Annotated in this window: 12 protein-coding genes; 8 read left to right on the top strand and 4 right to left on the bottom strand. The window is 41.2% G+C overall.

Going from position 1 to position 14559, the window contains the following annotated elements; translation table 11 throughout:
- Positions 1-900 carry a LysR family transcriptional regulator gene (locus CZ487_RS23990; protein WP_077214886.1) on the bottom strand — a complete coding sequence of 300 codons (900 nt, stop codon included), beginning with the start codon at positions 898-900 and terminating at the stop codon, positions 1-3.
- 370 nt (positions 901-1270) lie between these two features.
- Between CZ487_RS23990 and CZ487_RS23985 the strand changes: the two genes are divergently transcribed.
- From CZ487_RS23985 to ahpF, 5 genes are all read left to right on the top strand, one after another.
- Positions 1271-2584 (top strand): aspartate aminotransferase family protein, encoded by a 1314-nt coding sequence (locus tag CZ487_RS23985; protein ID WP_077214885.1) that lies wholly within the window; start codon positions 1271-1273, stop codon positions 2582-2584.
- A 28-nt stretch (positions 2585-2612) separates the two neighbouring features.
- On the top strand, positions 2613-3992 hold the full coding sequence (locus CZ487_RS23980) for a YjiH family protein (protein WP_077214884.1): 1380 nt from the start codon (positions 2613-2615) through the stop codon (positions 3990-3992).
- A 181-nt stretch (positions 3993-4173) separates the two neighbouring features.
- Positions 4174-5310, top strand: a complete 1137-nt coding sequence (locus tag CZ487_RS23975) for an alpha-hydroxy-acid oxidizing protein (RefSeq protein WP_077214883.1) — start codon at positions 4174-4176, stop codon at positions 5308-5310.
- A gap of 463 nt (positions 5311-5773) precedes the next feature.
- On the top strand, positions 5774-6337 hold the full coding sequence (gene ahpC, locus CZ487_RS23970; protein ID WP_077214882.1) for an alkyl hydroperoxide reductase subunit C: 564 nt from the start codon (positions 5774-5776) through the stop codon (positions 6335-6337).
- Positions 6338-6351: 14 nt separating this feature from the next.
- Positions 6352-7881, top strand: a complete 1530-nt coding sequence (ahpF, locus tag CZ487_RS23965) for an alkyl hydroperoxide reductase subunit F (RefSeq protein WP_077214881.1) — start codon at positions 6352-6354, stop codon at positions 7879-7881.
- Between the two features lie 173 nt (positions 7882-8054).
- Here the strand turns inward: ahpF and CZ487_RS23960 are convergent, their stop codons facing one another.
- From CZ487_RS23960 to CZ487_RS28225, 3 genes are all read right to left on the bottom strand, one after another.
- Positions 8055-8369, bottom strand: a complete 315-nt coding sequence (locus tag CZ487_RS23960; protein WP_077214880.1) for a hypothetical protein — start codon at positions 8367-8369, stop codon at positions 8055-8057.
- Between the two features lie 426 nt (positions 8370-8795).
- Positions 8796-9290, bottom strand: a complete 495-nt coding sequence (locus CZ487_RS23955; protein ID WP_077214879.1) for a sigma-70 family RNA polymerase sigma factor — start codon at positions 9288-9290, stop codon at positions 8796-8798.
- Positions 9291-9559: 269 nt separating this feature from the next.
- Positions 9560-10381, bottom strand: coding sequence for a methyl-accepting chemotaxis protein (locus tag CZ487_RS28225; protein WP_077214877.1), 822 nt, complete (start codon positions 10379-10381; stop codon positions 9560-9562).
- Positions 10382-10760: 379 nt separating this feature from the next.
- On the opposite strand from CZ487_RS28225, the gene CZ487_RS23940 reads away from it, so the two are divergent.
- The 3 genes from CZ487_RS23940 (at position 10761) to CZ487_RS23930 (ending at position 14453) form a co-directional block, all read left to right on the top strand.
- On the top strand, positions 10761-12275 hold the full coding sequence (locus CZ487_RS23940) for a sodium-dependent transporter (protein ID WP_077214876.1): 1515 nt from the start codon (positions 10761-10763) through the stop codon (positions 12273-12275).
- On the top strand, positions 12275-12382 hold the full coding sequence (locus CZ487_RS23935) for a methionine/alanine import family NSS transporter small subunit (protein WP_077214875.1): 108 nt from the start codon (positions 12275-12277) through the stop codon (positions 12380-12382). Before CZ487_RS23940 ends, CZ487_RS23935 begins: the two co-directional genes overlap by 1 nt.
- Positions 12383-12539: 157 nt before the next feature.
- Positions 12540-14453 carry an S-layer homology domain-containing protein gene (locus tag CZ487_RS23930; protein ID WP_077214874.1) on the top strand — a complete coding sequence of 638 codons (1914 nt, stop codon included), beginning with the start codon at positions 12540-12542 and terminating at the stop codon, positions 14451-14453.
- Positions 14454-14559 lie beyond the last annotated feature (106 nt).

Genomic DNA, 14559 nt, shown 5'->3' with positions numbered 1-14559 from the left:
TTAAAGCAAGGAAACAAGGGAACTTTCTCCATGTTTCCAAGCCCCGCGAATAAACTCATTAAAAGTCTGTATATTAGGTTCTTCCGCACGCACCTTTAGATTGATCATAGAAGTAATAATCGGTTCATCCACCTGTTGCAGGATGGTGATCGATCCATCTTCCAATTCATTCTTCATGATATTTTCCCCTAAAATAGCATAGCCGGTACCGTTTAAGACCGCTCTTTTGATCGTCTCGTCGCTGCCGCCCACTACAATCATGGACTGTGGCTGAAGTTCATTGCTCTTAAAATAGCGGTCAATGATACTGCTGAAACTGCAATCTTTATCGTAGGAGATAAAGGGATACTGACTATAAATCTCTTCCAGGCTTTTGATCTTGCTTATCCCTGATGACACAACTAAAAACGTCTTTTCTTCTTCTAAAAAGGTTTGTTTAATATCCATTTCATTGCAATCGCTGGCAATAATCGCAATGTCGGCGACACGGTCCTTCACGCTTTGGATGCCGTGAACGCTATTAAGTGGCAAAAGGTTGACCCGCACGTTACTGTACATTTCCATATATTTGCTAATTATCGGTGATAGATGATGCCTGCAGTAATACTCAGATGCCGCCACGTTCAGCACCCCGGCAGGTCCATGCAATTCTTCCATATCTTTTTCCATCTCATCGATGAGGTCAAATAATTGGTCGACATGCCCTTTCAGTTTTTGCCCGGCAGCGGTTAGCAGCGTCTTCTTTCCAATTCTAGTGAGCAGGGTGTGATTAAGCTCTTTTTCAAGTGCTTGTAGTTGTAATGTGAGAGTAGGCTGAGTATAGCCTAATCTTTTTGCCGCCTTCGTGAGATTCAATTCCTCTGCCACGACTTGAAAGGTTTTTAAATTACGTAATTCCATGTCATCACCTCTTTTTGAAAAACAATTCTGAATTTAAAATACGTACAAATTAGATAATCTCTTAATATTATAGCATAGCAATTGGCGGGCCTTTTCATATAGAAGGATTTGGAAGAGTGACTGCATGAGATTCATAAATATACAACTTTATCCATAATGATTCATAATTTTTCTTAATGGTTTTTGCCTGACTTTTCTAGTATCGAGCATGTGTTTAGCCTGTTTTTTTAAAAAAAAGCAGTCATCACAACGGATCACCTCCCTAATTACCGATATTTACTATTAATATTTCTTATGGATTGAAATTGACTAATCATGCATATTGAGAGAAAATTCATTAAACATTCATTGGATATTAGGAGATGGCATTATGATAGATTGGAACACCATTAATGAAGAAGGCTTATTGGCACCCACAATGGCGAAGGATTTTCCGAACCTGCCAGTAGCTAAAGCAGAAGGGTTATTTTACATCGGGGTTGATGGGAAGAAGTACTTGGATTTTACTTCAGGGATTGCGACTGAAAATACTGGGCATCGCCATCCGAAGGTAGTTGCTGCGATCAAGGATCAAGTGGATTCTTTGGTTCATGGACCGATCGGGATTATCAACTATGAATCTATTATTAATTTAGCAAAGAAACTGCAGACAATTTTACCAGAATCCTTAGACTGCTTTTTCTTTGGAAATAGCGGCGCTGAGGCGATTGAAGGGGCAGTGAAGCTCGCTAGACATGTGACAGGAAGACCTTATGTTGTATCTTTCCTTGGCGGATTTCATGGAAGAACAATGGGAGCGCTCAGCCTGACAACTTCGAAAAGCAAGTACAGAAGAAGCTTGCCTGTCGGAGCGGGGATGACGTACCAGCTGCCATACGCACAAATTACGGAAACCCCCGACGGATTAGACCATGATGTGTATTGGTCAGAGCACGTAGAAAAAGACTTTGAAAAACTATTTAATCATCAAGTGGCTCCGGACGAAGTGGCAGCGGTTATTTTAGAACCAGTGCTTGGGGAAGGCGGCTATGTCATCCCGCCGAGAGCTTGGCTGCAAAAAATACGTGAAATCTGCGATATGCACGGCATTCTATTAATTTTTGATGAAGTGCAAACGGGGTTTGGACGTACGGGTGATTGGTTTGCAGCGAGTCGCTTTGGAGTGACGCCAGATATCATGGCGATTGCGAAGGGAATTGCAAGCGGCTTGCCGTTAAGTGCAACGGTTGCTTCTAAAGAACTGATGGAGCAATGGTCGATTGGCAGTCATAGTACCACTTTTGGAGGAAATCCAATTGCCTGTGCAGCAGCTTGTGCAACGATTGATGTTCTAAAAGAAGAGGGCATGGTTGAAAATGCTAGAAATCTAGGTGAATACGCGCTTAGAAAGCTTATTGACCTAAAAGAAAAGCACCCCGTGATGGGGACGGTGCGAGGCATTGGCATGATGCTGGGGATTGAGATTGTTCAACCTGTAACTGGTGCACCAAATGGCGAAGGACTTATGAATATTCTTGAAAAATGCCTGCATAAAGGCGTGATTTTTTACCTAAGTGGAAATAAAGGCGAGGTTATCCGGATGATGCCGCCGTTAAATGTTGACAAAGAGAACTTAGATAGAGGAATTGCATTGCTGGATGAGGCGCTAACTGAGTATGAAGCAGAATTGGGGATTAGAGGATAGAGGGGTTTTTTAAAAAGGGGGAAATGGTGTGGAGGCACAAGCAAGGGTCAAACAGGAGAGTGAAACGGCCGCGTCGAGTGGCGGCCAGTTAAAGTTTTTGATTCCTTCGTTGATTGGGGTATTGTTATTTCTCGTTCCAATCAAATTCAACGGGGAAATTACTATTGGTGTCGGCATTTTGGCATCACTTTTGAACGGTTATTTTAGTGCTTATATTCCGGCATTTATTATCTTTATTTTGGGTTTATCAACCGCTGGAACAATCGTGACAAAGATTTTTAAGCCGAGCTTTATTATGGAGAGTAAGTTTTTTAAAGGGTTATTTGATATTGGGATGTTCGGTTTAGCAGCCAGATTATTCGGGTTCTTGGTGGGGATCCTGACGATTTTTGAAGTGGGACCAGAGTTTATTTGGAGCCGTAATACAGGCGGAGTCGTGCTTTATGATTTGGCTCCAGTGTTAATGACATGGTTCTTATTTGCGGGAATTCTACTGCCTTTATTAGTAGAGTTTGGATTGATGGAATTTATTGGAGCCCTTTTCCAGAAGATCATGCGGCCGTTATTTACGCTGCCAGGGCGTTCTTCCATTGACACACTGGCTTCCTGGATGGGGGCAGGAACTGTTGGGGTGTTGGTGACAACGAAACAATACGATGAAGGTTATTATACAAAAAGGGAAGCTGCGGTTATTGCGACCACTTTTTCAATCGCCTCGATTGCCTTTAGTTTAATTGTGGCGAATGTCGTTGGACTGGGACATATGTTCATTCCATTTTACTTAACCGTTTCCGTAGCGTGTGTGGTGGCAGCGGTTATTATGCCGAGAATTCCGCCGCTATCAAGAAAACCGGATACTTATTATGAACCTGTTGGTCAGAAAATTGATGAAACGATTCCAGAAGGCGTATCGAAAGTGAAGTGGGGTTGGGAGCAAGCACTGAACAAGGCGAGAACTGCGCCAAGTGCGAAGAAGCTGCTCTCAGATGGGGTTGAGACGATTTTAGATATTTGGTTAGGGTTGATCCCGCTTGTTATGAGTTTGGGAGCCCTTGCGTTAATTGTTGCTGAATATACACCTGTTTTTGATATCATTTCTTATCCATTTGTTCCGATTTTAGAATGGATGCAGGTGCCTGAAGCGGGTGCGGCTGCGAAGACGATGCTGGTTGGATTTGCGGACATGTTCTTGCCGCCAGTGATCGGGAGCGGGATTGAAAGTGAATTAACACGTTTCATTGTCGCAGGACTTTCTTTAACACAATTAATCTACATGTCAGAAATCGGGATCTTGATTCTGCGTTCAAACATTCCGTTAAGCTTCGGTGAGCTATTCATTATATTTATCGAAAGAACAATTATTACATTGCCAATCATTGTATTGATTGCACATTTGTTTGTTTTTTAAAGTTTTCTTGTCACTGTGACGACCCGAATAATCTTGTTTCACGATGAGAATTGTTTCACGGAAGAAACGTGGGGGCGGTTCTCGTGTTTCTTTTTTTAATTGGAAGAGAGTGCCCTTTTGAGGTGCTCTTTTTTCCATATATAGGTCCTCCCACTATTTTAAAGGAAAGAAGGCATTTGAGATGACTGTTGCGAATCGAGATATACTAATGAAGGACATAAGTAAGGAAACGGATTTTCCACTTTCATTTGAAGAATGGGAACAAAAGGCTTCCGAGGTAATGCATGCGGGCGGTTATGGATATGCAAGTACGGGAGCGGGGAGAAATGAAACGGCGAAAAGAAACGAAGAGGCTTTTTCGAAATGGGCGATTGTTCCGAGAATGCTTAATGATGTATCTAATGTAGATATGAGTGTTAATCTTTTTGGTCGCCGATACAAAACGCCATTTCTTTTATCGCCGATCGGCATGCAGACTCTTGCCCATGAGGAAGGGGAACTGGCCACGGCTAAAGCGGCAGAGGCTATGGGCGTTCCGTTTATTGTTAGTACGGTATCTGCGTATTCATTAGAAGAAATTGCGGAAGCCGCGCCAAATGGCTGTAATTGGTTTCAGCTTTATTTTTCCACTGTGAATCCTGAGCTTTCTTACAGCATGGTAGAACGAGCAGAAAAAGCGGGCTATGAAGCGATTGTGATTACGGTTGATACGACGATGGCAGGGTGGAGAGAGACGGATATGCGTAATCAGTTTTCGCCGTTGTCATTGGGGTATGGAAAAGGGAACTATGTGAGCGATCCAGTATTCATGAAGTCGTTGGAGAATCATGATCTGGAAAGTATTGTTGCGGGGATCCTGGAAAATATTCAGCACCCTTCTTTAACATGGAAGGATGTCGCTGAGGTGAAGAAACGGACAAAACTGCCTGTGTTGATTAAAGGGATATTACATCAGGATGATGCAAAAACGGCTTTATCTTATGGAGTGGATGGGATTATTGTCTCCAATCATGGCGGCCGGCAGCTTGATGGGGTGATTGCTTCGATTGATGCGCTGCCAGGGATTGTGGAGGCGGTCGATGGGAAAATTCCTGTTCTATTAGATAGTGGAGTACGCCGTGGGATTGATGCAGTTAAAGCCTTGGCATTGGGCGCAGATGCTGTGCTAATTGGCCGCCCATTTCTGTATGGATTAGCAGTCCACGGACAACAAGGCGTAGAGAAAGTGCTCGAACGATTTGTGCAGGAAACCGAAGTATCACTTGCTCTATCGGGTATAGCGGACTTATCGCAGAGGGTCACTGTGACGACCCGATAAATCTTGTTTCACAATGGAAATTGTTTCACGGAGGTATGATAGTAGGAAGGCATGGGGGATACCGTGCTTTCTTTTTTTGGGATTGGTATTAAATTCATGACCGTGCGCAATACTGATAGAGGGTGATAATAGGAAGTTTTTTTGAGAAGGAGGGAAGGGTATTGAGAATGATGTCTGCCTGCTGAACTGAACTTCTTGAAACGCATTCTACACTTAAATAAGTATATTTTGTTACAATAGGTCAAACTATTTGATAATTTTTTACGAAAGTGATAATTGTATAATTAGTTGACAAATAGTTTAGGTTATATGATAATAATTATAAATTAATAATTATTATAGTTAAGTGAGCGGGTTATATGGCCGGCTGCCTATAATTGTTTTCCTTAAAAGAAACAAAAGAACCGACCAAATGTTTCACTTTCTATAATATTTAAATATTACATATTGGAGGAATTTTATTATGTCATTAATCGGTAAAGAAGTACAACCATTTAAAGCACAAGCTTACAAAAACGGTGAATTTGTAGAAGTTTCAGAACAAAATTTTAAAGGTCAATGGAGTGTTGTTTGTTTCTACCCTGCAGACTTTACTTTCGTTTGCCCAACTGAACTTGAAGATCTTCAAAACCAATATGAAGAATTAAAGAGCCTTGGCTGTGAAGTATACTCAGTTTCAACTGATACTCATTTCGTTCATAAAGCATGGCATGATTCTTCAGAAGCAATCGGCAAAATCACTTATACAATGATCGGGGATCCTTCTCACGTGATTTCTCGTAACTTCGACGTTCTAATCGAAGAAGATGGTGTTGCTGACCGTGGAACTTTCATCATCGATCCAGACGGAGTTGTACAAGCTCTTGAAATCAACGCTGGCGGAATCGGCCGTGACGCAAGCATTCTTGTAAACAAAATCAAAGCAGCTCAATACGTACGCAACAATCCAGGTGAAGTTTGCCCAGCTAAATGGCAAGAAGGCGGAGAAACTCTTAAGCCAAGCCTTGATCTTGTAGGTAAAATCTAAGGAGAGCGATAAAAATGGCACTTGATGCAGATATTAAAGCTCAATTAAGTCAGTACTTGCAAATGCTTGAAGGCGATCTTGTCCTTAAAGTTAGTGCAGGTTCTGACAAAGTTTCAGAGGAGATGCTGGCTCTAGTTGAAGAGCTGGCCTCCATGTCTCCTCGAATTTCAGTGGAAAAAGTAGAACTAGCAAGAACCCCAAGCTTTAGTGTCAACCGTGTCGGTGAAGAGACGGGCGTTACTTTTGCAGGTGTACCGCTAGGGCATGAGTTCACTTCATTGGTTCTAGCTCTTTTACAAGTGAGCGGAAGAGCTCCAAAGGTAGACCAAAGCGTGATCGATCAGATTAAAAATATTAAAGGTGAACACCACTTTGAAACATATGTCAGCTTAAGCTGTCATAATTGCCCAGATGTGGTACAAGCCTTAAATATTATGAGTGTGTTGAACCCTAATGTTACGCATACGATGATCGATGGTGCAGCTTTTAAAGAAGAAGTAGAACGTAAAGATGTATTAGCTGTTCCGGCTATATACTTAAATGCAGAGCCATTCGGAAATGGACGTATGTCGATTGAAGAAATTCTTGCGAAGTTAGGGGAAGGCCCAAGTGCAGATACCCTTTCTGAAAAAGATCCATATGATGTTCTTGTTGTCGGCGGAGGTCCTGCTGGTGCGAGTGCGGCGATCTATGCAGCGCGTAAAGGAATCCGCACAGGAATTGTCGCAGAACGTTTCGGCGGTCAAATCCTTGATACACTAAGCATTGAGAACTTCATTTCTGTGAAAAATACAGAAGGTCCTAAGCTTGCTGCGGCTCTTGAAGAGCATGTGAAAGAGTATGACATCGATGTCATGAATCTTCAGCGTGCAAAAGGCCTAGAAAAGAAAGACCTAATTGAAATTGAACTTGAAAATGGCGCTGTTCTTAAGAGTAAGACAGTAATCATTTCAACAGGTGCTCGTTGGCGTAATGTGAACGTTCCTGGTGAGCAAGAGTTCAAAAACAAAGGGGTAGCTTATTGCCCTCACTGTGATGGTCCATTATTTGAAGGTAAAGATGTAGCGGTAATCGGCGGAGGTAACTCTGGTATTGAAGCAGCGATTGACCTTGCTGGTATTGTGAAGCATGTAACAGTTATTGAATTCATGCCAGAATTAAAAGCAGACGAAGTACTGCAAAAGCGTCTTTACAGCCTTCCAAACGTAACAGTCGTGAAAAATGCAGCAACAAAAGAAATTACCGGTACTGACAAAGTAGACGGAATTACGTATGTTGATCGCGACACAGGCGAAGAAACACATGTGGAATTAGCAGGTGTGTTCGTCCAAATCGGTCTTGTACCAAATACAGATTGGTTAGAAGGCCAGCTTGAGCGCAACCGTATCGGTGAAATCATCGTCGAAAAGAACGGTGCAACAACCATTCCTGGCGTATTTGCTGCTGGGGATTGTACTGACAGCGCCTATAACCAAATCATCATTTCAATGGGATCAGGTGCAACAGCAGCATTAGGTGCATTTGATTACTTGATTCGAAATTAAATTTAAGACTTTCATAGAAAATCACTATTCTACTTGATGGAATAGTGATTTTTTGTGCAAAAAAATAGAATCTATGAAAACAAAAAAATAGCGTATCCCCAACTAAGGAACGCTATTTTTTTAGGCGGCCGGCCTGTATTGAGGGTATTTAGTTTTTTAAAAGAAAACGTTTGTCATTGCCCTCCTTTCGTGGTTGGATTTTCGAATCTATCACCTGGACCGATAAATTGTAATGCCGAAGGAGAAAGGGCTCTTACTTTCGCTTTCGCGTCCTCAATTTGTATTCGGATCAAGCTGGAAACTCTGCTTCCATGCTTGGAATGGACCTCACCTGTTTGTGCCAGCTGTCGGGAAACGCGCTGCACTTTTTCAAGTGTTTTGAACATCGTCATCACTTTCTGACGGCGAACCTGCTGGATAGGCTCTAGAATTTCATTTCCTTTGGAAGTGTGGGATTGTGCTGGAACTCGACGTAAAACTAGCATCATAGTATCACTACCTTTCCGAAATGATCTCAGGGGTTTTTTCCCTATGCCTCAATAATTCCAGAAAAAACCCCCAATTTCCTCTTCATTTATACCCACTTTCCATCGTCAAATTCCTATCTAAACCTCTTAATCTCTAGGAATCTTGAGAAAAACTGAGAAATTACATTATCAAATGAACAGGATTGCTGTGAAAATATGCAGGAAATTAGGGAGAAGAATTAATAAAAGAGAAAAGATTATTAAATATTATAATTTCTAATACTTTCTAATATAAAGACGGTCTCAATGGGAAACCGTCCTATCTAAATAATTTCCTTACAGTTAATGCTACGTCTATTTGTTCTCACGATTGCTATGCCGACTAACGCTGGCTCCTAGAGGTGATAACTAATTCATAGCCATTTTGGTAGCAACAAGATCTCTTGTTTAGCTAAATAAACTAGCCGTTTTACGTAATCTCTCTGTGGCCTTGGTTTTCCAATGTTTTACTGCTGACGGGCTGACACATTCGATTTCCGCGATTTGATTGGTATCGAATCCTTTTAAAAAGGTGTACAATACCCATTTGGTCTGGTTCTCAGAGAGCTGGCCGTTTTGACAATAGGCAAGGAGAGTCTCTTCATCTAGAAGGGAAGAGACTGATTCATCAATAAGGTATTGCCAAAATTCCTCAGTCGGGATGGTGGTGTGTTCCGCCTCCTTATTTAACCTGCGAAATTCGTCCAGGTACCTTCCGAGAATATGGTTATAGGCATAGTTTGTAAAACTTCCTTTTCTAGGATTGAATTGCTGCTGCGCTTCCCAAAGGGCAATCAGCCCCATCTGAAAGAACTCCTCTTTGTTTTTATAAATTGTCAACCTGCGCATAATGCTGTAAATCATCGGCGTATATTGTTCGGCAATCTGTTCAAAGCTTTCCATTAGTGTTTCCCCTTAGAAAGCGCGCTTTGTTCTTGTATTCCCGGGTACCTTTACAATAGCGGGATGTGCAGTTTTAATCGAACGAGCAAAAATCACTTTTGAAGGCAAAAACAGAACGAAAACGCCAAAAACGCCCTTAAAATTGAAAAATGAAGGCGTTTTTGGCGTTTTCGAATAAATTTGGTCACAGTGACGGCCCGGAAAATCTTGTTTCACAGGATTGGATTGTTTCACGAGGAAAGGAGAGTCCGGCGGGGACTCTCCTTTGGTTATAGTTTATGGGCGAATTCGTTGAGTTTTTTTGAGAATTCTTCGATTTCTGTGATGAATGTTAATGTTTTCTGTATGGATTCGGCCTGTGCTTGGCCGACGGTGGCGATTTGCTCAATGGATGCTCCCATTTCTTTTGTAATGGATTGGATTTGCGACATCGTTTCACGGATTTTTTGAGTGGATGTCGCGGTTTCTTTTGAAAACCTTCTGATTTCGTTTGCGACCACTTCAAATCCTCTGCCTTTTTCCCCAGCACGAGCCGCTTCTATCGCTGCATTTAATCCCAGTAAGTTTGTTTGGTCGGAGACCCTCTTGATCATCGTGAGTACTTCATCTGTATTTTTGACATCTTCTCCCGCTTGCTGCGATTGTTGCAGCAGGTTTTTAGAAAAATCAGCTAAAGAACTAGACCCGTTGGCCACCTGGCTGATTTGTTCGTTTGCCAATGATAATGATTCCGAAATTTGTTGAGCAATTGCGCGCAGTTCACTTTGCCTCCGGATTTGAACCGCCATTCCACCTATGACTCTGTTATGTTCATCATGCAGCGGCAGGGCTGTTCCGGTAAATTCAAAGCCATAGAATTCTGCCGGAACATTTGCCTGCAGTCGTTTATTTTGAGTCAATGCAATAGAGAGAGGCTCTTCAGGGTTCAAGGGCTGTCCTACTTTAATGCCTAGATTTATGTTCTTGCCGGGAGAATAAGCAATAAATTTTTCTAAATCGCATACAGCAATAGAAAGATCCGCAGGAATCGCTGCTTTTATAAGTGGGATCATCGTAACGATGTAATCTAAAGATTGAATTTTGTTTATCATGGTTGATAGCTCTCCATTTCTACATTATGTATTAAATTTTAACACACTATTTATAGTGCTTACTTCAAAAATTTGGTTGTCCTAGTTCTTTTGACTTTGTAAAAAGAGTAAAGTTTTAGGAATCTAGGAATATATTCAAAAAAAGGAGGTGAAAACACAGTCAGATTATATTGTAATAAGGATTATATTGTTTTGTTAGCGTTTACATTCGTTGGTATTATGGGCTGAAAAAAAAGTGTCATTTTTCTAAAATAATGTTTTGACAGATGAATGAAAACTAGCTATACTATCCTTAAGTTATTAAATAATCTGAAAATAAAAAAAGTTCCTATTCTTCTTTTAACTCTGTAAGGAACTAAAGCAGGGGGTATTATACACTATGGATAATCGTCCACAATGGGGAACGCGCGCTGGTTTTATTTTAGCAGCAGCCGGGTCAGCAATTGGATTAGGGAACATCTGGCGATTCCCGGCAACCGCTTATGAAAATGGAGGCGGGGCGTTCTTCTTACCTTATTTATTCGCTCTTTTGACCGCAGGGATTCCGCTTTTAATCATGGAATTTACGATTGGTCACAAGTATAGAGGATCTTCTCCGTTATCATTTTCCAGAATAAACAGAAAAATGGAATGGATCGGATGGTGGCAAGTAGGAATTTCGTTCTTCATCTCGGTATATTATGCAGCGATCATAGCATGGGCCATGTCCTATTCCATTTTTGCATTCAACCAAAGCTGGGGAAGTGACACCGAGGGATTCTTGTATGGAAGCTACTTGCATCTAGCAGAAACACCGGGACAATTCGGAAGTTTAGTACCAGGAGTTTTCATTCCGCTTGTTATTGTTTGGGTGGTTACATTAGGGATTTTATTTAAAGGAATTAAAAAAGGAATTGAGGTAGCGAATAAAATCTTTTTACCAGCACTTTTCGTATTATTTTTAATTATCGTTATTCGCGCCGTAACATTAGATGGAGCAGTAGATGGTCTAAATGCCTTTTTCAAGCCAAATTGGGAAGTCATTATGGACGGGAAGGTTTGGGTAGCAGCCTACGGACAAATCTTCTTTAGTTTATCCATCGCTTTTGCGATTATGGTCACGTACTCTAGTTATCTGCCAAAGAAGTCTGATATCACCAACAATGCGTTTATCACCGGATTTGCAAACTCTGGATTTGAATTATTAGCGGGTATTGGGGTATTCAGTATTTTAGGATTTATGGCTATGCAGCAAGGTGTTGGAGTAGATGAGGTTGTTAAAGGCGGTGTGGGATTAGCTTTCGTAGTATTTCCTGCGATTATCAATGAACTTCCTGCCTTCAATGGATTCTTCGGATTCCTGTTCTTCGCATCGTTAGTGTTAGCTGGGTTATCATCGCTTATTTCCATTGTGGAAACGTTCGTTGCAGGGGTTCAGGATAAATTCAATGTGTCACGTACGAAATCGGTTATGTACGGAGGCGGACTTGCAGCCATCATTTCGATTGCGTTTGCTACACAAGGCGGACTATACTTCCTGGATGTTGTCGATTATTTCATTAATAACTTTGGAGTCGCGTTAGCAGGATTAGTAGAAGTTGTAGCGATCGCTTGGTTTGCGAAGGAGCTTAGAAACCTTCAGAATCATGCAGACTCAGTTTCTGATATCAAGCTAGGCGTTTGGTGGAGAATTTGTTTAAGCTTTATTACCCCGATCGTTCTTGGCTACATGATGTTCGATAATATTAGAACGAACATCGCTGAGAACTATGGCGGTTACGAAACATGGTTTGTGTCGGCTTACGGCTGGGTCATCGCAGCCTTAGTAATTATCCTGGGAGTTCTTTTCTCGAAAGTAAAATGGGGCAAATCAACCGATTTTGAAGTAAAAGATAGCAAGGGGGATTCTAAATAATGGACGGAAGCGCAATTACAATGATGATCATTGGAATGGTAATTATTTGGGGCGGCCTTGCAGCGAGTATCGGGCATGCGGTAAGGAAAGCGAAACAGAATAATTAAAGAAAAAATCGTCAGGATTTCGGGTCCTGGCGGTTTTTTTTGTGGAGAACAGTATCTTACCAATATGTCTCCTACTGGTCTGAAATACTGACTACTATTTTCCTATAATAGTAGTTGGGTTATAATACCTATTGAACTAATTTTTAGGAGGATGGGTATGAAAAAAGCGATTATAAGTTTGATGAGTACTGTTCTTTTCCTTTTGGGATTGAATCATACAGTGTCTGCAGCGGAGTCATTTAAAGATATCGACTCCAATCATGCTTCATGGGAAGAGATTGAGTACTTGATTGAACGAGGTGTCATTACTGGCTATCAGGATGGAACATTTAGACCGAATACAACGGTGAAACGGATTCAAGCTATTACCATGCTGGGGCGTGCTTTGAATTGGGAAACAACTAATCTAGCGGATCCTGGTTTTTCTGATGTGGAGAAAGGAACTGAGGGTTATCGTTATCTAGCGGTTGCGGTTGAAAAAGAGATTATTCAAAAGGGTTCCACTTTTAATCCTTATGGTACATTAACTCGTGCGCAAATGGCAAAAATCCTAGCAAATGCTTTTAACCTTCCTACAGGTCCGGCTAAGAGCTTTTCAGATGTAAAGGAAGATCATTGGGCAAATGAATATATTGCTAGGCTGGGATTTTCGAACATCACAACCGGTTACCCTAATGGAACGTTTAAACCGGAAAATGAGACAACACGTATGCAATTCTCCTTGTTTATCAGCCGCGCGTTAAATCCGGAGTTTAGGGAAGAAAAAGCGGCATTCTTTGGAAATAGTGTGAAAGCTGCTTCAACCATTGAATATAAGAATCGTATCTTTACATGGTGTTTCGATGAAAATGAGGTTGGAGCGATGTGCTCCATGGATTTAGATGGGAATAGTCCTGAGATTGCTAACCTTCCTGAAGGGGAGCTGGCAGTATGGGGCGATAGGTTTTACGTGAATTCTTTTACGGATGATCAGAAAATTGTTTCGATTAAACCAGATGAAACAGATGAGAAAACGATTGTTACGGCTGCTGATATCCCAGTCAACATGGAAAAAGTTTGGCTTGGCGATATGAATATTACAGATGAGTGGATCTACTTTTCTGTTAGTTCCAACAAGCAATACGAGGGGTATATTTTTAAAGTCAAACATGATGGAAGCTCGTTGACACAAGTACATAATAAACCAACGATGTCTTTATCGGTTTCTTCAAATGGACTTTGGTTTTTAGAGGAATATTACAATGCTTGGCTCACACATATCGATTTTAACGGGAAGAAAACATCTTATGATATCCATGGTGTGGATTTTAAAATTGAAGAGGACTGGATTTATTATTTAGAAGAGAAAAATGGCGATTTTTCACTTTATCGAATGAAACTGGACGGTTCACAAAAGGAGCTGCTAGCTGCTAATGTGAGTCCAAACTCAGATTTTGCTATATATAACAAAGGGATTTATTATGTGAAAAATTCATCCAGCGGTTATTTTCTTTATAAAAATAGCCTGAACGGAAAAAATGAGCAAGGTGTTATTCCGTTATCTGGCGACCTAAATATAGAAGCGGTTTTCAATAATCATGTATTCTATAATTTTAGAAGTAATGATACGTTCATGCTGAACTTAGCAACATTAGAAAGTACACCGATTTCCTTGCATCAATATATAGAACCGGAAATTACAACCAACTCGCTTGTTGAAAGGCTGAGACAGGTTGTTGGCGAGCCGTATGAAGTGATTCTTGGAAGTGATCACCCTGATCGGGATGCAAAGGTAGTGAAAGAGGATCAGCCACTTATGAACGTTTCGGTCTTTGAGCAGGAGCTTTGGATTAATATCTATGATACTTCTAATGAAACGCTGGAAGTGGTTACTGACATTATGAAAAGCTATGAAACAAGCATTGGTGATGAGGAGGTCACTAACTCGCTGAAAGATTCACTGAACGCGACAGAGACAGTTTACTTTCAATCAGGAGGAATGTCATACAGTGTATGGCCATCCAATAATGACAGTGAAGCAGTGAAACTAGTAGTTGTTGCGGATCTTAGGTCACAGGGACGCCCCGAATAATCTTGTTTCACGGGTGTGTTTCACGAGCGGTATGAAGCTTAACTATTTGGAATTCTAGGGAAAGGCCGGTCCACTTTTTGTGGAAACCGGCCTTTGCTTGTTTGGT

This window comes from Robertmurraya dakarensis, from assembly GCF_900156875.1.
GTDB classification, from domain to species: domain Bacteria; phylum Bacillota; class Bacilli; order Bacillales; family Cytobacillaceae; genus Robertmurraya; species Robertmurraya dakarensis.
This window is presented reverse-complemented; position numbering and strand designations above follow the sequence as displayed.